The organism is Geodermatophilus sp. SYSU D00697 (assembly GCF_054050175.1).
This window is the reverse complement of sequence record NZ_JBJGYV010000011.1, coordinates 39,868-61,545: the sequence shown is the minus strand read 5'-3', so window position 1 is coordinate 61,545 and position 21,678 is coordinate 39,868. Positions and strand designations below refer to the sequence as shown.

The following is a 21,678-nucleotide window of genomic DNA, read 5'->3' as shown; positions in this document are numbered from 1 at the left end:
TCGCGGCGAGCCTCTGGAGGGGGCCGGCGGCTGGGAGGGGCCCTCAGCGCAGGCGGCGGACCGGCACCACCATCGGCGTCCCGGCCACCGGGTCGGGCACGATCCGCGACTCCAAGTCGAAGACGTCGGCGAGCAGCTGCTCGGTGAGCACCTCCGCCGGCGTGCCCGAGGCCACGAGGACGCCGTCCTTCATGGCCACCAGCCGCTGGGCGTACCGCGCCGCCAGGTTGAGGTCGTGCAGCACGACCGCGACCGTGCGGCCCCGCTCGGTGTGCAGCCGGCCGACCAGCTCCAGGACGTCGATCTGGTGGGAGAGGTCCAGGTACGTGGTGGGCTCGTCGAGCAGCAGCAGGTCGGTGCCCTGCGCGAGCGCCATGGAGATCCAGGCGCGCTGGCGCTGACCGCCGGAGAGGGCGTCGACCGGGCGGTCGGCCAGGTCGCTCATGTCGGTCCAGGCCAGGGCCTCGGCGACGGCGGCCTCGTCGTCCCGCGACCACTGCCTGAGCCACGACTGGTGCGGGTGGCGGCCGCGGGCGACCAGGTCGGCCACGGTGAGCCCCTCGGGTGCGACGGGCGTCTGGGGCAGCAGGCCGAGCACCTTGGCGACCTCGCGGGTCGGGGTCCTCGCGATGGCGTGCCCGTCGAGCAGGACCTGGCCCCGGGCCGGCCGCAGCAGCCGGCCCAGGGCCCGCAGCAGGGTGGACTTGCCGCAGCCGTTGGGGCCGACGATCGCCGTGAACGAGCCGTCGGTGAGCTCCAGGTCCAGGTCGCGGACGACGACCCGGTCGTCGTAGGCGAGGCTGACCGACTCGGCGGCGAGACGGACCGGTCCGGCCTCGGTGGCCGGGGGGTGCTCGACGGTGGTCACAGCGTGGATCGCCGCCTTCCGCGGACGAGGAGCCAGAGCAGGTAGGGCGCGCCGACGATGGCGGTGAGGATGCCGACGGGCAGGGCGTCGGGCAGGACGGTGCGGGTGAGCAGGTCCGCCCCCACGACCAGGGCCGCGCCCAGCAGCCCCGAGGCGAGCAGCGGCGGGCGCGAGTCCCCGGTGAGCCGGACGGCGATCTGCGGCACGACCAGCGCGACGTAGGAGATGGGGCCGGCGGCGGAGACGGCGGCCGCGGTGAGCGCCACGGCGACGAGGACGACCCCGGCCTGCGTGGCGCCCAGCCGCAGCCCGAGGCCGCGGGCGGTGTCGTCGCCGAACTGCAGCACACCCAGCGCCCGGCTGGTGGCCAGGGCCAGTGGCAGCAGGACGGCGAGGGCGACGGCGAGCGGCACGGCCTGGCCCCAGGTGCGGGCGTTGAGCGAGCCGGTGATCCAGACGTAGGCGGCCGCCGCGTCGTAGATCTCCGCGCGGGTGAGCAGCCAGTCGGTGAGCGCCGAGGCGACGGCCCACAGTGCGATGCCGACGAGGACCAGGCGGTAGCCGTCGACGCCGCGGCGCCAGGCCAGGACGAACAGCAGGACGCCGGTGGCCAGGGCGCCGAGCAGGGCGGCCAGCGGGACCCCCAGCCCGCCGAGCAGCCCCGACGCGCCGGCGCTGCCACCGAGCACGATCGCCGCCACCGCCCCGACCGAGGCGCCCTGGGTGATGCCGAGGACGTCGGGCGAGGCCAGCGGGTTGCGGGCGAAGGTCTGGAACAGCGCGCCGGCCACCCCGAACGCGATCCCGACGAGTGCGCCGACGACGATCCGGGGCGCCCGCAGCTGCAGGACGATGAACTCCTGCCGCTCCTCGCCCAGGCCGACGAGGGTGCGCAGCACGTCCACGACGCCGATGGGGAAGTCGCCGCGACCCAGGCTCAGCGCGCCGAACAGGACGACGACGCCCGCGGCCGCGGCGGGCACGGCCAGCTGCCGCCAGCGGATGCGGCCGGACACCGGGCCCAGGCGGACGACGGTCTGCCCGGGCCGCTCGAGGGTCGCCGTCACGGTGTCTCCTCGCCGGCGCTCGCCGTCCCCGAGCCGGGCCGTGCCGTGCCCGTGCGGGACCTCGCGAGCTCGGTCACGGTCCGGCCAGCCGGCGGCGGCGGATGAGCGCGATGAAGAACGGCGCGCCCAGCAGGGCGAGGACGATGCCGACCTGCACCTCGCCCGGTCGCGCCACCACCCGCCCGAGCACGTCGGCGAGCAGCAGGAAGGCGGCCCCGAGCAGGCCGGAGCAGGGGATGAGCCAGCGGTGGGCCGGGCCGGTGAAGGCGCGCACCACGTGGGGGACGACCAGCCCGACGAAGGCGATGGGCCCGCAGGCGGCGGTGGCCGCCCCGCAGAGCAGGGTCACCGCGGCCAGGCCGACCAGGCGGGCCAGCCAGATCCGCTGGCCGAGCCCGCGGGCGACGTCCTCCCCGAGCCCCAGCAGGTCCAGCGCGGGGGCGTTGAGCAGCGCGAGGACCAGCCCGGCGGCGAGGAACGGCGCGACCTGCCAGGCGATGTCCGCGCCACGGCCGGCCAGCGCCCCGACGACCCAGAACCGGAAGCTGTCGAGGCTGTCGGAGTCGCTGACCAGGATCGCCCGGACCAGCGCGTACAGCAGCGCCGAGAGCGCGGCGCCGGCCAACGCCAGGGTGACCGGTGTGGCGCCGCCGCGGCCGACGGAGCCGAGGGCGAAGACCAGGACCGTGCCGGCGAGCGCCCCGGCGAAGGCGAACCACACGTAGCCGGCCGGCGTGGTGATGCCCAGCAGCCAGATCGCCAGGACGACGCCGAGCGAGGCCCCCGCGGTGACGCCGAGCAGCCCCGGGTCGCCGAGCGGGTTGCGCGTGTGGCCCTGGGTGAGGGCGCCCGCGACGCCGAGGGCCAGGCCGACCATCAGCCCGAGCGCGGTGCGTGGCAGCCGCAGCTCGTGGACGATCACCGCCTCCTCGGTGGCCAGCCCCGGGTGGGTGAGGGCCTCCCACACGGTGGCCAGGCCGATCGAGCGGGTGCCGACGGCGATGCTCAGGGCGGCGGCCAGCACGACCAGGACCAGCAGCACGAGGACGGCGAGCGACCGGCCGCCCGGCCCGCGCAGCAGCCCACGACGGCGGGGAGGGGCAAGTCCGCCGGGCGCCGGGGGAGCGGCGTCGGTCGTCGAGGACACGAGCGGCTCCCGGAGGCGGACGGCAGGGGATAGGTGAGCCTCACCTTAGCCGCAGAGTCGCCACCGGCGACGAGAGTAGCCGGGGGGCGCCTGCCGCCGGCGGCTCAGCGGTGCTGGCGGCGGCTGCCGCCGTGCCAGTCCTCCTGCGCGCCCACCTCGCCCGGGCTGACGCCGAAGGCGGGCAGCTGGGGACGCTCGCGCAGGCTGCGCTTGAGCTCGGCGAAGCCCGGGAAGCGGGCGAGGGCGACGACGTGGTCCCAGAGCTCGACGGCGTCGGCGTCGCTGGGCCGGCGGCTGATGACCGGGCCGAAGAAGGCCGGACCGTCGGGCGGGCCGAACTGGAGGATCGGCGTCCCGACGTCCTTCCCGGTCAGCCGCAGCGCCTCGTCGGTCTCCGCCTGGATCCCGGCGTCCCACGACTCGTCGTCCAGGGCGCCGGCGAGGTCGTCCGGCAGCCCGGCGGATGCCAGGACCTCCCCGACGAAGGCCCGGCTCGTGGCGCGCTCGGGAGCCGGCTGGCCGGTGGGGTCCTCGAAGACCCGCTCGCCCATGGCGGCGTAGAGCGGACCCAGGACGGCGGGGCCGTGCTCGGCGCGGGCTCGCGCGGCGACCCGCAGCAGGCACAGGCCGGCGGTGTGGCCGGCCTCGTAGTCGGGCGGGAACCGGCTGTCGTAGTCGACGTGCCGATTGAGCAGCCGGAGCGAGATCAGCCGCCACTCGACCGCGACCTCGCGCTGGGCGGACACCTGGCGGACCCACGTGCTGGTCATCCAGGCGAACGGGCAGACCGGGTCGAACCAGAAGGACAGCTCCGCGGGGGCGCTCACCGGCCCAGGACCTGCTCGATGGCGTGCCGGACCTCGGGGGCGTCGGGCTGCGTCCGCGGGCGGAACCGGGCGACCACCTCGCCGTCGGCCGAGACCACCCACTTCTCGAAGTTCCACTGCACCTCGCCGGCCGCACCGGTGGCGTCGGCAGCCTCGGTCAGGCGCTGGAAGAGGGGGTGCGCGCCGGGCCCGTTGACCTCGAGCTTGCCGGTCATCGGGAAGGTCACGCCGTAGGTGGCCGAGCAGAAGCCGGCGATCTCCTCGGCGGTGCCCGGTTCCTGGCCCATGAACTGGTTGCACGGCGCGCCGAGGACGGTGAGCCCGCGGGGGCCGTACTCCCGGTGCAGCGCCTCGAGCTGGGTGTACTGGGGGGTGAGGCCGCAGCGGCTGGCGACGTTCACCACCAGCGCCGGGCCGCCCCCGGTCAGGGCGCCGACGGTGGTCTGTTCGCCCTGGAGGGTGGTCACCGGCAGGTCCAGCAGGTCGCTCATGGGTCTCCTCCGTGGGGTCCGGGCTCAGTCGAGGCCGGTGAGGTCGTCGGGGACGTCGACCGCGTGCTGGCGCAGGGCCTCGAGGGGGACGACGTCGAGCGCGCGGGCGTTGGTCGCCGCGAGGACGACGCCGGCCGCCACGCCCGCCTGGTAGGCCTGCAGCCACCGGGCGGCGACCACGCACCAGCGGTCGCCGGGACGCAGGCCGGGGAAGCCGTACTCGGGGCGCGGGGTCGACAGGTCGTTGCCGAGCTCGCGCTGCAGCGCGAGGAACTCCGCCGACACCACCGTGCAGACGGTGTGGCTGCCGATGTCCTCGGGCCCGCTGCTGCAGGAGCCCGTGCGGTAGAAGCCGGTCATCGGGTCGGTGCTGCAGGGCTCGAGCGGGCCGCCGAGGACGTTCCGCTCGACGTTGCCGGGCTCGCTCATGCGGTCCCCATCCCCGTGCGAGGTGCGCAGCGGCTCACCCGCCCATCTTGCGGGCCCGTCCCGAACGGCGCTGCCCGGAGCCGGACCGGCAGCGGCCGAGCACCGGTCAGTGGCAAGGTCGCACAGTGAGCGAGCTGGCGAGCTCACCGTTGACGGAGCAGCGCCGCGAACGCGGCCGACGAGCGCCAGCGAGGAGGTCCCCGTGAGCGAGCTGAGCGCCGACACGACGAACGAGCCACCGGTCCTGTGGCGTCCCACCCCGGAGTCGGCGCGCGCGACGCAGCTCGGGCGGTTCGCCGACTGGGTGGCCGAGCGGCGCGGCCTGGACTTCGGCGACCCGCTCGACTACGACGCCATCTGGCGCTGGTCGGTCGAGCACCTCGACCAGTTCTGGGGCGACATCGCTACCTGGTCGGGTGTGCTCCCCGGCGTCCCCGACGACCGGGTCCTCACCCGGCGGGAGATGCCCGGGGCCGAGTGGTTCCCGGGCACCACGCTGAACTACGCCGAGCAGGCGTTGCGGGCCGGCGCCGACGGCACGGTGCCCGCCGACTCCCCGGCGCTGGTCGCCGTCGCGGAGGACCGCGACCCGGTCGAGGTCAGCTGGGCCGCCCTGCGCGCCCGGGTCGGCGCGTTCGCCGCCACCCTGCGCCGGCTCGGCGTCCGGCGCGGGGACCGCGTCGCCGGATACCTGCCCAACGTGCCCGAGGCGGTCGTGGCCTTCCTCGGCACGGCCGCCATCGGCGCGGTGTGGTCCTCCTGCGCCCCCGACTTCGGCACCCGCGCCGTCCTCGACCGGTTCGCCCAGATCGAGCCCACCGTGCTGGTGGCCGTCGACGGCTACCACTTCAACGGCAAGGAGTACGACCGCCGCGACGTCGTCCGCGAGTTGCGCGCCGCGCTGCCCACCGTGCGGACGACGATCGCGGTCCCGCGGCTGCACCCCGACGCGCTGCCGGACGACGTCCTCCCCTGGGCCGACGCCGTCGCCGACGAGCAGGAGCCGCAGTTCGAGCAGGTGCCGTTCGACCACCCGCTGTGGATCGTCTACTCCTCGGGGACGACCGGCCTGCCCAAGGGCATCGTGCACGGCCACGGGGCGATCACCCTCGAGGAGCGCAAGCAGCTCGCCCTGCACGGCGACGTCGGTCCCGGCGACCGCTTCTACTGGTACGCCTCCACCGCCTGGATCATGTGGAACATCGCCACCTCCGCGCTGCTCTGCGGCGCCACCGTGGTGGTGCACGACGGCGCCCCGGCGTACCCGTCGATCGACGCCCAGTTCGCCATCGCCGCGCAGACCCGCCTGACCTATCTCGGCACCAGCGCCGGCTACCTCACCGCGTGCGAGAAGGCGGGCATCCGGCCGGGGGTGACCCACGACCTGTCGGCGCTGCGGTTCATCGGCTCCACCGGCTCCCCCCTGCCGGCGTCGGCCTTCGGGTGGGTGTACGACGCGGTGAAGCCCGACGTCTTCCTCGGCTCCCTCTCCGGCGGGACCGACGTCGCCACCGGCTTCGTGGGCAGCACGCTGCTCCTGCCGGTGACCGCCGGCGAGCTGCAGCGGCCGATGCTCGGTGTCGCCGCGGCCGCCTGGGACGAGCAGGGCCGGCCGGTCGTCGGGGAGCTCGGCGAGCTGGTGGTCACCGAGCCCATGCCGTCGATGCCGCTGTACTTCTGGAACGACCCCGACGGCAGCCGCTACCGGGAGGCGTACTTCGAGACCTGGCCCGGCGTCTGGCGGCACGGCGACTGGATGGAGGTCACCGACCGCGGCACCTGCGTCATCACCGGCCGGTCGGACTCCACGCTCAACCGCGGCGGCGTCCGCATGGGGACGGCGGACATCTACGCCGCCGTCGAGGCGATCCCCGAGGTCCTCGACTGCGTCGTCCTCGGCGTCGAGCAGCGCGACGGCGGCTACTGGATGCCGCTGTTCGTGAAGCTGGCCGACGGGCAGGAGCTGACCGCCGAGCTCGAGGCCACGATCAAGGACGCCATCCGGCGCCAGGCCAGTCCCCGGCACGTGCCCGACGAGGTCGTCGCTGTCCCCGGCGTGCCGCACACCCGGACCGGCAAGCGGCTGGAGGTGCCGCTCAAGCGGCTGTTCCAGGGCGTCGACCCGGCCCGGGCGCTCAACGTCGGCGCGGTCGACGACCCGGCCGCCGTCGAGCACTACGTCGCCCTCGCGCGGGAGCGAGGACCGCGCTGACGGCCCCTCCGGGCACCGCCCCGAGCGTGGGAGGGGTGGGGAGGAGGGGGTCCTTCTCCTACCCCCCACCACTCGCAGGCTCGCGGCGGGACCCCGTGGAGGGGCCGTTCCGGTCGATCACCACGTCGAGCAGGACGGCGGCCAGCGCGTCGGGGCAGGTCACGTACGGGATGTGGGAGCAGTCCAGCTCGCGGTACCGCCAGCCCGGGGCCTCCCGGGCCTGCTGCGCGTACCGGTCGAATGTCGGTGTCGGGAACCGGGCGCAGCGGACGTAGGTGCGCGGCAGTTCCCCGGCCGCTCCGTTGACCAGGCGCACCGGCCGGCTGAAGTGGCCGACCGGCGTGGCGTGCAGCCGCGGCTGGACCCAGGCCAGGTCCGCCGGGTCGGTGATCTCCCACAGGCGGGGCAGGATCTCCTCCCAGGGCGGTGGCGCGATGCGGGGCAGCAGCCAGCCGTCGCCCTCCTGCTCGACCAGCGCGGCCATGCCCACCCGGCGCTCGGGCGTGACCAGGTCGAGCACGGACTGCCCGTCCTCGGGCACGAAGGCGTCGAGGTAGACCACCTCGGCGATCCGCTCGGGCACCCGGTCGGCGACCCCGGTGACCACCATGCCGCCGGAGCTGTTCCCGACCAGCACGACATGGTCGAGGTCCTCGTAGGTGAGCACGCTGACGACGTCCTCGACGTGGGTCAGCAGGTCGATGCCGTGGTCGAGGAGGTGGGCCCGGTCGCCGAGCCCGGTGAGGGTGGGGGTCACCACCTCGTGCCCGGCCGCCCGCAGCAGCGGGGTGGTCTTCCGCCAGCACCAGCCCCCGAACCAGGCGGGGTGCACCAGCACGAACGTCGCCATCGGCCCAGCCCTCCGTCGCGAGGGGGTGCCGGCCGCCGCCGGACCCGCCCCGACCAGCCCGTGCGGGTCGACGGTAGGCCCGGCGGGGGATCGGGGACAGCCCGGCGGGCGGTCAGGCGGCGGCGAGCCGGTCCGGGCGGGTCCGGACGACCTCGAAGCCGGGGAACGCGGGCAGCTCCGCGTCGACGACGAGCGGCACGGGCACCGGCCCGCCCACGGTGCCGCGCGCCTGCGTGAGCGCGCGGTCGGCCGGGGGCAGCTGGGCGAGGATCCGGTCGCGCACCTCGGGCCGGACGTGGATCTCCCGCGGCGGCGCGGCTCCCGGCCGCCAGGCGACCGCGAGGATGTCGCCGAGCGGGTCCGGCGGTGCCCAGTGGGCCGGACGGCCCGGTGCCGGGTGCTGCTCCGCGGGCGGCGGGGCCGGGGCGGGTGCCACCGGTCGTGGCGCGGGTGTGGCCGCGCGGACGGGGTCCGGGGTCGGGTCGTGCGGCACGGCGGTCGGGGCCGGCGTCTCCCGACGCCGGACGTCGTCCCGTCGGAGGTCGTCCACGGCCGGCGCCCTCAGGAAGGTGGGCCTGCGCATGACGTGTCTCCTGCTGGGGAGGTGCACCCGGTCCAACAACCGGGACGCCGCCACCATGCCCGGGGGGTGTGACGGTTCCGGCGGCTGTTCCACGTGCAACACGAGGCGGCGCGGCGGAGGCCGGGGACAGTGGGAGCGGGCCGGCGACGAGGTCCGGGGACGACGGGGATGGACGGGGGAGTTCTCGATGGCCGGCCGCGTGCCCTGACGCCGCTGCGGTACCGCTGCTACCGCCTGCTCGCCGCGTCGCTCGGGTTCTCCCTGCTGACCAACAGCACCTTCGCGGTCGCCGTCGTGTGGCAGGTCGTCGCCCTCGGCGGCGGGCCGGCGCAGCTCTCGCTGGTCAGCGGCCTGCAGGCCGGCGGGATGCTGGCCAGCGCCCTCCTCGGCGGCGCGCTCGCCGACCGCGTCCCCCAGCGGCACGTCCTGCTGGCCGTCGCGCTCGTCCAGACGGTCGGCACCGCCCTCGTCGCGGCGCTGTCGCTGGTCGGCGTCCTGACGCTGTGGCAGCTGGCCGCCGTCGGGCTGGCCGGCGGCCTGGCGAACGGCCTCTACTACCCGGCCTACTCCGCGCTGGTGCCCGCGCTGCTCCCGGAGGACCACCTCCTGGCGGCCAACGGGCTGGAGGGCACCATGCGCCCGGTCCTGTTCCAGGCCACCGGGCCCGCGCTGGCCGGCGGCGTGGTCGCCGCGGCCTCGCCCGGGGTGGCGCTCGCGGTCACGGCCGCCGCGGCGCTCGGGGCGGTGGCCTGCGTGGCGGCGATGCCGGCGACGCCGGCCCGCCGGGAGCCGGGGACGGCGCCCGCGCACCCCGTGCGCGGCCTGTTCGCGGACATGGGCGAGGGCTTCCGCTACATGGTGGCCACCCCGTGGCTGCTGGCCACGCTGGTGTTCGCCTCACTGATGCTGCTGGTGGTGCTCGGCCCCTTCGAGGTGCTGGCCCCCTTCGCGATCAAGGACCGGGCCGGCGGCGGGCCGGTCGAGCACGCCCTCGTCCTGGCCGCCTTCGGCATCGGCGGCGCCCTCGGGTCGACGACCGTCGCCTCGCTGCGGCTGCCCCGCCGCTACCTGACGGTGATGACCCTGCTGTGGGGCCTCGGCTGCGTCCCGATGGTCGTCTTCGGCACGTCCACGTCGCTGCTGCCGATGATCGCCGCGGGACTGGTCACCGGCGCCACGGCGCAGGCCGGGATGGTCATCTGGGGCACGCTGCTCCAGCGCCGCGTGCCCCCGGCGCTCCTCGGCCGGGTCTCGAGCCTGGACTTCTTCGTCTCGACGGCGTTCCTGCCGCTGTCGATGGCCCTGGCAGGCCCGGTCAGCGAGCTCATCGGGCTGACCGCGACCTTCCTGGTCGCCGGGCTGGTGCCCCCGGTGCTCGCCGCGGGGACCCTGCTGGCGGCGCGCCTGTCCACCGACGAGATCGCCCACCCACTGGACCGCCGACCGGCCCCGGGGGGACTGGGATCGTCCGGGTGAGGCGCACCGATCCCCTCCGCCTCAGGCCGGCCGGAGCACCCGAGCCTCCCACGGGCGCAGGACGGCGGGGTCGTGCTCGGGCAGGTTGCCCAGCACCGGATCGGCGTCGACCGCCTCCGGGAGCAGCTCGCCCAACCGGTACTCGTGCCCGCTCAGGTTGCAGACGACCAGCAGCCGGTCGCCGTCCAGGCAGCGGGTGAACGCGTACACCGAGTCGTGCTCCGGCAGCAGCATCGTGAAGTCCCCGGTCGCGACCACCGGCAGCTCGTGCCGCAGCGCGATCAGCCGCCGGTGGTGGGCGAACACCGAGTCCGGGTCGGCGCGCTGGGCCTGGGCGTTCCACTCGACGTGGTCGGGGTTGACCGCGATCCACGGCGTCCCGGTGGTGAACCCGGCGTTCTCCGAGGCGTCCCACTGCACCGGCGTCCGGGCGTTGTCCCGGCTCGTCCGCCGCATCGCGGCCAGCACCGTGCCCGGGTCCTCGCCGTGCGCGACGGCCTGGGCGAAGTGGTTGAGCGACTCCACGTCCCGGAAGTCGTCGAGCGAGGGGAAGGGGGCGTTGGCCATGCCGAGCTCCTCGCCCTGGTAGACGTACGGCGTCCCCCGGTGCAGGTGCAGCAGCGTGGCCAGGCACGTGGCCGAGTCGCGGCGGTACCGCGGCGAGTCGTCGCCGAACCGGGAGACCGCCCGCGGCTGGTCGTGGTTGTCCCAGTAGAGGGAGTTCCAGCCGACGTCGGCCAGCCCCGCCTGCCACCGGCCGAAGGAGGCCTTGAGGTCGGCCATCCGCAGGGGGCGCGGGGAGAACTTGGACCCGTCGAAGTCCAGCCCGACGTGCTCGAACTGGAACACCATGTCCACCTCGGCGCGGGCCGGGTCGGTGAACAGCCGCGCCTGCTCGACCGTGACGCCCGGCATCTCCCCGACCAGTAGCAGCCGCTCCCGGTGCCCGGCGTAGACCTCGCGGTGCATCTCCTGCAGGAACTCGTGGATGCGCGGCCCGCACAGGTAGGACGCCGACCCGTCGCCGTAGGGCACGCCCGGCAGCGGCGGGCCGTCGTGCAGCGAGCCGTCCGGGGCGACGTCCTTGCTGATCATGTTGATGACGTCCATGCGGAACCCGTCGACCCCGCGGTCCAGCCACCACCGCATCATCGCGTGGACCGCCTGCCGGACCTCGAGGTTCTCCCAGTTGAGGTCGGGCTGCTTGCGGTCGAACAGGTGCAGGTAGTACTCGCCGCTGGCCTCGTCGAGCTCCCACGTGGAGCCGGAGAAGAAGGAGTGCCAGTTGGTCGGCTCGGCGCCCGGCGCTCCGGCGGCCAGGCCGGCCCGCGGCGGCCGCCACCAGTACCAGTCCCGCTTGGGGGAGTCCGTCGACGACCGGGACTCCACGAACCACGGGTGCTCGTCGCTGGTGTGGTTGACCACCAGGTCCAGGACCAGCCGGATGCCGCGGTCGTGCAGCGCGCCGATCAGCTCGTCGAGCTGGGCGAGGCTGCCGAACAGCGGGTCGACGCCGGTGTAGTCGCTGATGTCGTAGCCGTTGTCGGCCTGCGGCGACGGGTAGACCGGCGAGAGCCAGACGACGTCCACGCCGAGGTCGGCGAGGTGGTCCAGCCGCTGCAGGATGCCGCCGAGGTCGCCGATCCCGTCGCCGTCGGAGTCCATGAACGAGCGGGGGTAGACCTGGTAGACGACGGCACGGGTCCACCAGGCGGGCGCGTCGGGCACCGGCCCAGCCCAGCACGCCGGGCCGGACGGCGCACGGTCAGTCCTGCGGCGGCCGTGACATCGGCCTGGCTCCGCGCCCGGTCCGCTCCTCGCTCGTTCCCCGCTGCTCGTTCCCCGCTGCGATGCTGCCGGGCTGTCGTCAGGCGGCCGGCGGGGTGTGGTGCACCGCCTCGACGTTGTTGCCGTCGGGGTCGCGGAAGAACGCGCCGTAGTAGCCGGGGTGGTACTCCGGCCACACCCGCGGCTCGTGCAGCACCTCGGCCCCCTCCTCCCGGGCGAGGGTGAAGACCTCGTCCACCGCCTCCCGGGACGGCGCCCGCAGGGCCAGGTGCACCGGGCGGTCGGTGCCCTCGGCGAGCGGGCTGAGCCACAGCTGCGGGTGCCCGTCGGGGCCGGCGAACCCCACGACCGGGCCGTCCGGCGTCTCGTACCGCATCGCCTCGCGCAGGCCGACCGGGGCGAAGACCCGCGCGTAGAAGGCCACGGCGGCGGGGACGTCCGCGGCCTGCAGTCCCAGGTGGTCGATCACGCCGCCGGACCGTAGTGGCTGACGGCGGACGGCGGCCACCGCTCCGGCGCGCGGGTCGGCAAATCGGGTGCGTTCCGTCGTACCCCTCGCCGACCATGGTCGGACCCCCGTCCCACCGAGGAGGCTCCGCGATGGTCGCCCTGCCGCGCGCACTCGCGCCCCTGCGGCACCGGCACTACCGGCTGCTGGCGGCGTCGATGGCGTTGTCGCTGACCAGCGCCGGGCTGTGGGCGGTCGCCGTGGTCTGGCAGGTGGTGGCCCTGGGTGGCGGCCCGGCCGCGCTCTCGCTGGTCACGGGTCTCTCCGCGGGCGGGATGCTGGCCAGCACCCTGTTCGGCGGCGTGCTGGCCGACCGGGTGCCGCAGTGGTACCTCCTGCTCGCGGTGGCGCTGGTCCAGGCCGGCGCCGTCGCCGTGGTCGCCGTCCTGTCGCTGATGGACCTGCTGTCGCTGTGGCAGCTCGCCGCGGCCGCCCTGGCCGTGGGGCTGGCGACGGGGCTGTACTACCCCGCCTACTCGGCACAGCTGCCCGCGCTCGTGCCGGAGGGGGACCTGCTGGCGGCCAACGGGCTGGAGGGCGCCGTCCGGCCGCTGCTGCAGAACGCGGCCGGCCCCGCGGCCGCCGGGTTCCTCGTCGCCGCGCTCTCGCCCGGGGCGGCCCTGGCGGCCACCGCGGCGGTGTCGCTGCTCGCCGTCGCGTACGTCCTGGCGCTGCCGGTCACCCCCGTGCGGCGGGCGGCCGGTGACGACGGCGCCCCGGCGACCGGGGTGCTGGCGGACCTGCGCGAGGGCTTCGCCTACATGCTGCGCACGCCCTGGCTGCTGGCCACCCTGCTGTTCGCGTCGCTGATGGTGCTGGCCCTGCTGGGGCCGCTGGAGGTCCTCGTCCCCTTCGCCATCCAGGACGCGGGCGGCGGGCCGACGCAGCACGCCTACGTCCTGGCCGCGTTCGGCATCGGCGGGGCGGTCGGGTCGCTCGTCGTCGCGTCGCTGCGGCTGCCCCGGCGCTACCTCACCGTGATGGTCTCCCTGTGGGGGCTGGGCTGCGTGCCGATGGTCGTGTTCGGCCTGTCCGCGAGCCTGCCGCTGATGATCGCGGCCGGGGCCCTGGTGGGTGCCGCGTTCGAGGCCGGGACGGTGATCTGGGGCACGCTGCTGCAGCGGCGGGTGCCGCCGGCGCTGCTCGGCCGGGTCTCCAGCCTGGACTTCTTCGTGTCGCTGAGCCTCATGCCGCTGTCCATGGCGCTGGCCGGCCCGGTCAGCGAGCTGATCGGATCGGGCGCGACCTTCCTGGTGGCGGGGTTGGCTCCTCCGCTGCTGGCCGCCGTGGCGGTCCTCGCCGCGCGGATGCCGGCCGACGAGCTCGCGCACCCGCTCGACGCCGGAGCCGTGGGCGGCTCGCCGGCCGGTGAGCCGCCCGCGTACGGGGTCCTCGACCGGGTCTGAGGGGCCGGGCCGCGTCTGCGTCGTGCGCCCGCCGCTGATTGGATGAGGCGACGGCGCCGGGACAGCCCCGGTGCGAGGAGGGAGCACCGTGGCCGAACTGACCCGCCCCGAGGTCGAGCCGCCCACCGGCCCGGCACCCGACGACCTCGTCGTCGAGGACCTCGTCGTCGGCGAGGGCCCCGAGGCCAAGGCCGGTGACCTGGTGAGCGCGCACTACGTCGGCGTCACCCACGACGGCGGCGAGCAGTTCGACGCCTCCTGGGACCGCGGCGACCCGCTGGAGTTCCGCCTCGGCGTCGGCATGGTCATCCAGGGCTGGGACGAGGGCATCACCGGCATGCGCGTCGGCGGCCGCCGCCGGCTGACCATCCCGGCGCACAAGGCCTACGGCGACCGTGGTGCCGGCGGCGTCATCGCCCCCGGCGCCACGCTGGTCTTCGTCGTCGACCTCGTAAGCGTGCGGTGACGCGATGACATGGCGGTCCTCCGGACCGCACCGCGGCCAGGTGCCGTCCCCCCGCTGAGCCGAGCCGCCGCCCGTGTCCCGGTCGGGGACCCTGCGGGCCCCGCGACCGGACCGCACCGCGGCCAGGTGCCGTCCCCCCGCTGAGCCGAGCCGCTGCCCGTGTCCCGGTCGGGGACCCTGCGGGCCCCGCGACCGGACCACACCGCGGCCAGGTGCCGTCCCCCCGCTGAGCCGAGCCGCTGCCCGTGTCCCGGTCGGGGACCCTGCGGGCCCCGCGACCGGACCACACCGCGGCCAGGTGCCGTCCCCCCGCTGAGCCGAGCCGCTGCCCGTGAGCGACACGGTGGGCGACGCATGAGCGTGAGCGGCCCGGGGCACCGGCGGGTGCATGACACAACCGGTCCCCACCACCGAGCACGCCCTGGCGAAGGACGCCGCTGAGGGCGAGTCCGGAGGTGAGTCCACCGGCACTGTCGTCGTCGCCGGGCTGGCCAACCTCGGCATCGCCGTCGCCAAGCTCGCCGGCGGGCTGATCAGCCACTCCTCGGCGATGCTGTCGGAGGCCGCGCACTCGCTGGCCGACACCATCACCGAGGTCCTGCTGTTCGTCGCGCTCAAGCGCGGCAACCGCGCACCCGACGCCCGGCACCCGGTCGGCTACGGCCGGGAGACCTACTTCTGGGCGCTCCTGGCGTGCCTGGCCACCTTCACCCTCGGCGCCGGCTTCTCCTTCTACCAGGGCGTCACCACGATCCTCGAGGGTGAGGAGCAGGGCGACCCCGTCATCGCCTACGTCGTCCTGGCCGTCTCCTTCGTCCTCGAGGGCGCCTCCTGGCTCAAGGCGGTCCGCCAGGTGCGCAGCTCGGCGCGCCGGTGGCGGACGACGCCCCGCCGCTACCTGGCCGAGACCAGCGACACCACCGTCAAGGCGGTCACCTTCGAGGACAGCGCCGCACTCGTCGGGCTGGTCCTCGCCGCGCTCGGCCTGTTCCTCGAGCAGGTCACCGGCGACCCCACGTGGGACGGCGTCGCCGCGATCGCCATCGGTGTCCTCCTGCTGCTGGTCGCCGGGTCGCTGGCCCGGGCCAACGTGTCGCTGCTCATCGGCCAGTCGGTGTCCCCGCGCATCCAGGAGGAACTGCGCGCGGAGATCGCCGCCCTGCCGCAGGTCACCGCCGTCCCGTTCCTGTTCACCACGGTCATCGGCCCGGGTCAGCTGATCGTCGCCGCCAAGGTGGACTTCGCCGACGACGCGACCGTCGCCGACGTCGAGCGCGCCTCGGACGAGGCCGAGCGGCGGCTGGTCGCCCGGCACGAGGGTGTCCGGTACGTCTTCCTCGACCCGACGCCGGGGAACGGGCGGGCGCAGGCGGAGGCGCACCGGCCGGGATGACCGGCGCCGCCTCCGCTGTTGGGGGCGTTCGTGCGCATCGAGGTGTGGTCCGACGTCGTCTGTCCGTGGTGCTTCATCGGCAAGCGCCGGCTGGAGACCGCGCTCGCGCGGTTCCCCCACCGCGACCAGGTCGAGGTCGTCTGGCGGTCGTTCCAGCTCGACCCGACGGCGCCCGAGGGGCAGACCCACCCGGCCCTGCCCGCACTGGCCGCGAAGTACGGCCGCAGCGTCGAGGAGATGCGGCAGATGCAGCGGCAGGTCGAGGAGGTCGCCGCTGCGGAGGGCCTGGAGTACCACCTCGCCGAGGGCCTGAGCGGGAACACCCTGCTCGCCCACGAGCTGATCCACCTGGCCGCCGAGCACGGCCTGCAGGCTGCGATGAAGGAGCGGTTGCTGCACGCCCACTTCGAGGAGGGGCGGTCGGTCTTCGACGTCGACTCCCTCGCCGCGCTCGCCGTCGAGGTCGGCCTGGACGAGGCCGAGGTGCGCGCCGCGCTCGCCGACCACCGCCACCGGCCCGCGGTGCTCGAGGACAGCCGGACGGCCCAGGCGCTCGGCGCCACCGGCGTCCCCTTCTTCGTCGTCGACCGCAGGTACGGCGCCGCCGGCGCCCAGCCCGCCGAGCTGCTGCTGCAGGTGATGGAGAAGGCCTGGGCCGACGCCCGGCCCCTGGAGACGGTGCCCCCGGCCGAGGGCTGCACCGACGACAGCTGCGCGGTCTGAGGGAGACGAGGCCGCGAACGGACGACGGCCACCTCCCCGGGTGCTCCGGGGAGGCGGCCGTCGTTCTCGGCCCTACTGGGTCGCGGGACCGCCCTGCTCGGTGCCGGAGATCTGCCGCAGGAACTCGTGGCAGCGCCGGGCGCGTGCCGAGTCCTGCTCCATCACCTCGCGGAAGAACCCCGCGATGTCCTGGAGCCCGGCGTTCTCCGCGTCGCGCACGTACTGGCCGTAGTCGTGCCCGGCCTTGAGCGAGTGGTACTGCACCGAGATCAGGTCGTAGGTGACGTCCTCGAACCCGGTCTCACCGGTGGCCATGTCAGACCTCCTCGTCTCAGAACGGTGGGGTCCTTCCGATTCCCGCCCCTGAGGACCTGAAACGGACCGCTCCGTCTCAGTCGGTCGGGGACCCGGAGGAGGCCCCGCCGGTCGCGTCCCCGCCCGCGGCGTCGGCCGGGGTCCGGTCGGCCGCCAGCTCCTCCTCGCCGCTGACCGCGGGGTCGTCGGCGGTGGAGGCGAGGTCGTCACCCTGGCCGTGGGCGCCGGGGTCGGCCTGCAGCGTGCGGGGGTCGTTCAGCGGGTCCGGGACGTCGGGGTCGGTGACGGTCATGCCCGCCCGGTGCCCCACGCCGCCGCGCGGCAACCGCTGGTCAGTGCGTAACAGATGTGTTACACATCGGCCGTGGAGGCGATCGCGGCCCTGGCCGATCCGACCCGCCGGGAGCTGCTCGCCCTGCTCGCGCAGGGCGAGCGGGCGGCCGGCGAGCTGGCCGGCCGCTTCCCGGTGAGCCGCCCGGCGATCAGCCGGCACCTGCGGGTGCTGCGCGAGGCGGGGCTGGTCACCTGCCGGGAGGAGGGGCGGCGCCGTCTCTACGCGCTCGACCCGCGCCCGCTCCGGGAGCTGGACGCGTGGCTGGAGCCCTACCGCGACCTGTGGGCCCAGCGGCTGGACGCACTGGACACCGAGATCGCCCGCGGCCGGCGGGCCCGAGAGCAGCGGGGGGCTCCGACACCCCCGCGGAGCGGAGACCCGACATGACCCAGCAGGACGTGCCCACCGCCCGCCGCGGCGTCGTCACCACCGAGCCCGACGGGCGGCAGCGGCTGGTCTTCCGCCGGTCCTGGCCCGACCCGCCCGAGGAGGTGTGGTCCGCGCTCACCGAGCCCGAGCGCCTGGCCCGCTGGATCGGCCGCTACGACGGGGAGCGCGGGCCCGGCGCCACGGGCACGTTCACGATGACCCACGAGCAGGAGCCGGCAGGGGAGGCCGTGCGCATCGTCGAGTGCGACCCGCCCCGCCGGCTGGTCCTGGAGTGGACCCTCGAGGAGGAGCCATGGCGGGTCGAGCTCGACCTCTCCAGCGACGGGACGACGACCACGCTGGTCTTCACCCAGGTCTTCCGCGCCGGGTTCCCCGTCGGGGACGTCGCCGGCGGCTGGCACTGGTACCTCGACAAGCTCGACGCCGAGCTCACCGGCGGCGAGGGGCCGGGGGAGTGGGACGCCTTCTGGGCCGAGGTCGGGCCGGGCTACGGCGCCGCGACGCCGGCCGGCTGACACCGGTCGGGCCTCGGAGGGTCTCCGGAGACACGGGCGACCACCAGGGACCTTCGTCCCATCGGGTAGACGTCTTATACGTAACATCTCTCACGGTTACAGTGGACGCCCCCGCTTGTACGCTGACCGGACCCGGCCCCCAGTCGGCGCCCGTGGCGCCCGGGCGGACCGATGTCAGCTGAGCAGGACCAGCAGCGCCGGCGGTCGTCCCGTCCGGCGTACCCAGAGGATGGAGACGCCGTGACTTCTGTGGCCACCCCCGGTCTCGACAACGCCCCCACCACGCACTCGCGGCTGCTCGCCTGGGTGCGGGAGATGGCCGACCTGACCACCCCCGACCGGGTCGTGTGGGTGGACGGGAGCGACGAGGAGTGGGAGCGCCTCACGCAGAAGCTCGTCGACGCCGGCACCTTCCGCCGCCTGGACAAGAAGCCCAACTCGTTCTGGGCCGCCTCCGACCCGCGCGACGTCGCACGCGTCGAGGACCGCACCTTCATCTGCTCGGTCGACGAGGCCGACGCGGGGCCGACCAACAACTGGATGGCCCCCGACGAGATGAAGTCGATCATGACCGAGCTGTACCGGGGGTGCATGCGCGGCCGGACGATGTACGTCATCCCGTTCTGCATGGGCCCGGTCGAGGCCGAGGACCCGATGTTCGGCGTGGAGCTCACCGACTCGGAGTACGTCGTGGTCTCCATGCGGGTCATGGCCCGCATCGGCAGCCGGATCCTCGAGGCCATGGGCGATGACCGGCCGTTCGTGCCGGCGATGCACTCCCTCGGGGCGCCGCTGACCGAAGGTCAGCAGGACGTCCCCTGGCCGTGCAGCGACACCAAGTACATCGTGCACTTCCCCGAGGAGCGGACCATCTGGTCCTACGGCTCCGGCTACGGCGGCAACGCCCTGCTGGGCAAGAAGTGCTACTCGCTGCGGATCGCCTCGGTGATGGCCCGTGACGAGGGCTGGCTCGCCGAGCACATGCTGATCCTCAAGCTGACCAGCCCGCAGCAGAAGACCTACTACATCGCCGCGGCCTTCCCGAGCGCCTGCGGCAAGACCAACCTGGCCATGCTCGAGCCGACCATCCCCGGGTGGAAGGTCGAGACGCTCGGCGACGACATCGCGTGGATGCGCTTCGGTGAGGACGGCCGGCTCTACGCCCTCAACCCGGAGTACGGCCTGTTCGGCGTCGCGCCGGGCACCGGCTGGGACACCAACCCCAACGCCATGCGCACCGTCGAGAAGGGCAACTCGGTCTTCACCAACGTCGCCCTGACCGACGACGGCGACATCTGGTGGGAGGGCATGACCGACGAGCCGCCGGCCCACCTCACCGACTGGAAGGGCCGGGACTGGACGCCGGAGAGCGAGGAGCCCTCCAGCCACGCCAACAGCCGGTTCTGCACCCCCATCACCCAGTGCCCGATCCTGGCGCCCGAGTACGACGACCCGAAGGGCGTGCCGATCTCGGCGATCCTCTTCGGCGGCCGCCGCAAGACCACGATCCCGCTGGTCACCGAGGCCCGCGACTGGAACCACGGCGTCTTCATGGGGGCCACGCTCTCCTCGGAGACGACGGCCGCGGCCACCGGCGCCGTCGGCGTCGTCCGCCGCGACCCGTTCGCGATGCTGCCCTTCATCGGCTACAACGCCGGTGACTACTTCCGGCACTGGGTGGAGACCGGCAAGGCGCACGACGCCGCCAAGCTGCCGCGCATCTTCTACGTGAACTGGTTCCGTCGCGACGAGGACGGCGGCTTCCTGTGGCCGGGCTTCGGCGAGAACAGCCGGGTCCTCAAGTGGGTCGTCGAGCGCCTCGAGGGGACGGCGGCCGCCGTCGAGACCCCGATCGGGCACGTGCCGGCCGCCGACGCGCTCGACGTCTCCGGCCTGGACCTGACCCCCGAGCAGGTGGAGAAGGCGCTCGCCGTCGACAAGGACGAGTGGCGCGCCGAGGTCCCGCAGATCACCGAGTGGTTCGAGAAGTTCGGCGACAAGCTCCCCAGCACGATGTGGGACGAGCTGGAGATCCTGAAGCACCGGCTCGCCTGACGCAGGACCTCCTCCTCGCCGAGGAGCTGCAGGGCGGCCATGGGCCCCGCACCGGTCAACGGCGACCGGGGCGGGGCCCTGTCGCGTCCCGCCCGGCGGGCCACGACCGCGCATCCGCGCCGCCCAGCCGGGCGCGCCCAGGTCGGCTAGCGTGACCTGACGTACCCCTCCCCGGCTCAGCGCCGAGCCGAATCGACGACAGGCCCTACCGCCCGTGCCCAATCCGTATCTGCACGTGCTGCGCACGCCGCACGCCCTCCCCATGGTGCTGGCCGCGTTCATCGGGCGGCTGCCGCTGTCCATGGTCGGCCTGGGCTCGGTGCTGCTGATCGCCTCGGAGAGCGGGTCCTACGGCTACGGCGGTGCGGTCGCCGCCACGGGCGCGGTCACCACGGCGATCGCCGGGCCGCTGATCGGCCGGTGGGCCGACACCCACGGCCAGCGCCGGACCCTGCTGCCGGTGGTGGTGGTGTTCGTCGCGGCCGGCTGCGTCTTCCTGCCTGCGGTCAAGGAGGACTGGCCGCGCTGGATCGTGTTCGCCTCGGCGGGTGTCGCCGGCGCCTGCATCCCGCCGGTCGCCTCGATGATCCGGGTCCGCTGGACCCACCTGTTGCGCGGCACCCACCGGTTACCGACGGCACTGGCCATGGAGTCGGTGGTCGACGAGTTCGTCTTCATCGTCGGTCCGGTGCTGGTCACCTTCCTCTCCACCACCGGGCACGCGACCTCCGGCGTGGTCACCGCCTTCACCCTCGCCGTCATCGGCAGCCTGCTGTTCGCCGCGCAGGGTCGCACCGAGCCCCCGCCGCACGGCCACGAGGCACGCAGCGGCCCCCGGGCCATCCGCAGCGCCGGGATCCGGGTGCTGTTCGTGGTGGGCGCCGCCGTGGGCGCCATCCTGGGCACGCTGGAGATCGCGCTGGTCGCCTTCGCCGACGAGGTGGGTGCGATGTCGCTGTCCGGCGTCCTCATCGCGGCCCTCGCGGTGGGGTCGATGGCCAGCGGCATCGGCTGGGGCACGGTGCACTGGCGCTCGCCCCTGCGGATCCGGCTGGCGGTCGTGCTGGTCGCCCTCACCGTGCTCAGCGTCCCGCTGCTGCTCATCGGGAGCATCTGGGTCATGATCCCGTTCGTCGTGATCGCCGGGATCGCCGTCTCGCCGTCGCTGATCAGCTCCTTCACCCTCGCCGAACTGCTCGTGCCGCGGTCGGCGACCACCGAGGCGTTCACCTGGATCGGCACCGCGCTGGGCCTCGGTGTGGCGATCGGCGCCTCGGTCGCCGGCAAGGTGGTCGACGTGGCCGGGGCCAACGCCGCGTTCGCGGTCTCGACCGTCGCCGCCCTCGTCGCCGCGGTGGTCGTCGCCGCCGGCCAGCGCGTGCTGCACGTCCCCGCCGAGCACGCCGCCGCACCGGCGATGGTCCGGTGAGCACCGGACGGCCACCGGGCGCCAGGACCATCGACGAGGTCCTGGCCGAGGCGCGGACCCGCCTGCACCGGCTCGAACCCGAGGAGGCGGCCGCCCATGCGGCGCGGGGCGCGGTCCTCGTCGACACCCGCCCGGCGTACCAGCGGGACGCCGACGGGGCGGTGCCCGGAGCGCTGGTCGTCGAGCGCAACCACCTGGAGTGGCGGTTCGACCCGGCCAGCGACGCGCGACTGCCCGAGGCGACCGGCTACGACGTCGAGGTGATCGTGCTGTGCGACGAGGGCTACTCCTCCAGCCTCGCCGCCGACTCGCTGCGGGGCCTGGGCCTGCACCGGGCGACCGACGTCGTCGGCGGCTACCAGGCCTGGCGGGCGGCGGGCCTGCCGACGACGCGCGACTGACCGCC

At 74.8% G+C, this 21,678-nt stretch carries 23 protein-coding genes; 11 read left to right on the top strand and 12 right to left on the bottom strand.

From position 1 onward, the window contains the following. Positions 1–43: 43 nt before the first annotated feature. The 6 genes from ACI79C_RS11570 to ACI79C_RS11545 all read right to left on the bottom strand — a co-directional run bounded on the left by ACI79C_RS11570 (position 44) and on the right by ACI79C_RS11545 (position 4,829). Positions 44–868, bottom strand: a complete 825-nt coding sequence (locus ACI79C_RS11570) for an ABC transporter ATP-binding protein (RefSeq protein WP_456945804.1) — start codon at positions 866–868, stop codon at positions 44–46. Beyond that, entirely contained in the window at positions 865–1,935 is a 1,071-nt protein-coding gene (locus ACI79C_RS11565) for a FecCD family ABC transporter permease (RefSeq protein ID WP_456945803.1), read from the bottom strand. The genes ACI79C_RS11570 and ACI79C_RS11565 overlap by 4 nt, the downstream gene beginning before the upstream one ends. A 73-nt stretch (positions 1,936–2,008) precedes the next feature. Further along, a complete protein-coding gene (locus tag ACI79C_RS11560) occupies positions 2,009–3,082 on the bottom strand; it encodes a FecCD family ABC transporter permease (protein ID WP_456945802.1) in 1,074 nt (357 codons plus the stop codon). A 104-nt stretch (positions 3,083–3,186) separates the two neighbouring features. After that, positions 3,187–3,909 carry a mycothiol-dependent nitroreductase Rv2466c family protein gene (locus tag ACI79C_RS11555; protein WP_456945801.1) on the bottom strand — a complete coding sequence of 241 codons (723 nt, stop codon included), beginning with the start codon at positions 3,907–3,909 and terminating at the stop codon, positions 3,187–3,189. Continuing rightward, a complete protein-coding gene (locus ACI79C_RS11550; RefSeq protein WP_456945800.1) occupies positions 3,906–4,400 on the bottom strand; it encodes a glutathione peroxidase in 495 nt (164 codons plus the stop codon). The genes ACI79C_RS11555 and ACI79C_RS11550 overlap by 4 nt, the downstream gene beginning before the upstream one ends. 24 nt (positions 4,401–4,424) lie before the next feature. Then, positions 4,425–4,829 (bottom strand): DUF2237 family protein, encoded by a 405-nt coding sequence (locus ACI79C_RS11545; RefSeq protein WP_456945799.1) that lies wholly within the window; start codon positions 4,827–4,829, stop codon positions 4,425–4,427. Positions 4,830–5,031: 202 nt separating this feature from the next. On the opposite strand from ACI79C_RS11545, the gene ACI79C_RS11540 reads away from it, so the two are divergent. After that, the gene (locus ACI79C_RS11540) at positions 5,032–7,041 is read left to right on the top strand and encodes an acetoacetate--CoA ligase (protein ID WP_456945798.1); all 2,010 of its coding nucleotides are present in this window, start codon (positions 5,032–5,034) and stop codon (positions 7,039–7,041) included. 58 nt (positions 7,042–7,099) lie between these two features. Here the strand turns inward: ACI79C_RS11540 and ACI79C_RS11535 are convergent, their stop codons facing one another. Together ACI79C_RS11535 and ACI79C_RS11530 are read right to left on the bottom strand one after the other, a co-directional pair. After that, positions 7,100–7,891, bottom strand: a complete 792-nt coding sequence (locus tag ACI79C_RS11535; RefSeq protein ID WP_456945797.1) for an alpha/beta fold hydrolase — start codon at positions 7,889–7,891, stop codon at positions 7,100–7,102. Between the two features lie 112 nt (positions 7,892–8,003). After that, the gene (locus ACI79C_RS11530; RefSeq protein ID WP_456945796.1) at positions 8,004–8,474 is read right to left on the bottom strand and encodes a hypothetical protein; all 471 of its coding nucleotides are present in this window, start codon (positions 8,472–8,474) and stop codon (positions 8,004–8,006) included. 168 nt (positions 8,475–8,642) lie between these two features. Here ACI79C_RS11530 and ACI79C_RS11525 point away from each other — a divergent pair, with 168 nt between their 5' ends. Next, positions 8,643–9,950, top strand: a complete 1,308-nt coding sequence (locus ACI79C_RS11525; RefSeq protein ID WP_456945795.1) for an MFS transporter — start codon at positions 8,643–8,645, stop codon at positions 9,948–9,950. Between the two features lie 21 nt (positions 9,951–9,971). Here the strand turns inward: ACI79C_RS11525 and ACI79C_RS11520 are convergent, their stop codons facing one another. Next, on the bottom strand, positions 9,972–11,678 hold the full coding sequence (locus ACI79C_RS11520) for a glycoside hydrolase family 13 protein (RefSeq protein ID WP_456945794.1): 1,707 nt from the start codon (positions 11,676–11,678) through the stop codon (positions 9,972–9,974). A gap of 139 nt (positions 11,679–11,817) precedes the next feature. After that, positions 11,818–12,207: a VOC family protein gene (locus ACI79C_RS11515; RefSeq protein WP_456945793.1), complete on the bottom strand. Its 390-nt coding sequence runs from the start codon at positions 12,205–12,207 to the stop codon at positions 11,818–11,820. A gap of 131 nt (positions 12,208–12,338) precedes the next feature. Between ACI79C_RS11515 and ACI79C_RS11510 the strand changes: the two genes are divergently transcribed. The 4 genes from ACI79C_RS11510 to ACI79C_RS11495 all read left to right on the top strand — a co-directional run bounded on the left by ACI79C_RS11510 (position 12,339) and on the right by ACI79C_RS11495 (position 16,234). Further along, positions 12,339–13,652: an MFS transporter gene (locus ACI79C_RS11510; protein WP_456945792.1), complete on the top strand. Its 1,314-nt coding sequence runs from the start codon at positions 12,339–12,341 to the stop codon at positions 13,650–13,652. Between the two features lie 88 nt (positions 13,653–13,740). Further along, positions 13,741–14,118: an FKBP-type peptidyl-prolyl cis-trans isomerase gene (locus ACI79C_RS11505; RefSeq protein WP_456945791.1), complete on the top strand. Its 378-nt coding sequence runs from the start codon at positions 13,741–13,743 to the stop codon at positions 14,116–14,118. A 388-nt stretch (positions 14,119–14,506) separates the two neighbouring features. Continuing rightward, positions 14,507–15,511 (top strand): cation diffusion facilitator family transporter, encoded by a 1,005-nt coding sequence (locus tag ACI79C_RS11500; RefSeq protein WP_456945790.1) that lies wholly within the window; start codon positions 14,507–14,509, stop codon positions 15,509–15,511. Positions 15,512–15,541: 30 nt separating this feature from the next. Next, positions 15,542–16,234, top strand: a complete 693-nt coding sequence (locus ACI79C_RS11495) for a DsbA family oxidoreductase (RefSeq protein WP_456945789.1) — start codon at positions 15,542–15,544, stop codon at positions 16,232–16,234. A 72-nt stretch (positions 16,235–16,306) separates the two neighbouring features. On the opposite strand, the gene ACI79C_RS11490 is transcribed toward ACI79C_RS11495, so the two are convergent. Then, positions 16,307–16,549, bottom strand: coding sequence for an acyl carrier protein (locus tag ACI79C_RS11490; RefSeq protein WP_456945788.1), 243 nt, complete (start codon positions 16,547–16,549; stop codon positions 16,307–16,309). A gap of 76 nt (positions 16,550–16,625) precedes the next feature. Continuing rightward, positions 16,626–16,841: a hypothetical protein gene (locus ACI79C_RS11485; protein WP_456945787.1), complete on the bottom strand. Its 216-nt coding sequence runs from the start codon at positions 16,839–16,841 to the stop codon at positions 16,626–16,628. A gap of 72 nt (positions 16,842–16,913) precedes the next feature. Here ACI79C_RS11485 and ACI79C_RS11480 point away from each other — a divergent pair, with 72 nt between their 5' ends. From ACI79C_RS11480 to ACI79C_RS11460, 5 genes are all read left to right on the top strand, one after another. Further along, positions 16,914–17,270 (top strand): ArsR/SmtB family transcription factor, encoded by a 357-nt coding sequence (locus ACI79C_RS11480; protein WP_456945786.1) that lies wholly within the window; start codon positions 16,914–16,916, stop codon positions 17,268–17,270. After that, the gene (locus ACI79C_RS11475; RefSeq protein WP_456945785.1) at positions 17,267–17,788 is read left to right on the top strand and encodes an SRPBCC family protein; all 522 of its coding nucleotides are present in this window, start codon (positions 17,267–17,269) and stop codon (positions 17,786–17,788) included. Before ACI79C_RS11480 ends, ACI79C_RS11475 begins: the two co-directional genes overlap by 4 nt. Before the next feature lie 240 nt (positions 17,789–18,028). Beyond that, positions 18,029–19,843 (top strand): phosphoenolpyruvate carboxykinase (GTP), encoded by a 1,815-nt coding sequence (locus tag ACI79C_RS11470; protein WP_456945784.1) that lies wholly within the window; start codon positions 18,029–18,031, stop codon positions 19,841–19,843. Between the two features lie 214 nt (positions 19,844–20,057). Further along, positions 20,058–21,272: an MFS transporter gene (locus ACI79C_RS11465; RefSeq protein WP_456945783.1), complete on the top strand. Its 1,215-nt coding sequence runs from the start codon at positions 20,058–20,060 to the stop codon at positions 21,270–21,272. Further along, a complete protein-coding gene (locus tag ACI79C_RS11460; protein ID WP_456945782.1) occupies positions 21,269–21,673 on the top strand; it encodes a rhodanese-like domain-containing protein in 405 nt (134 codons plus the stop codon). The genes ACI79C_RS11465 and ACI79C_RS11460 overlap by 4 nt, the downstream gene beginning before the upstream one ends. Positions 21,674–21,678: the final 5 nt, after the last annotated feature.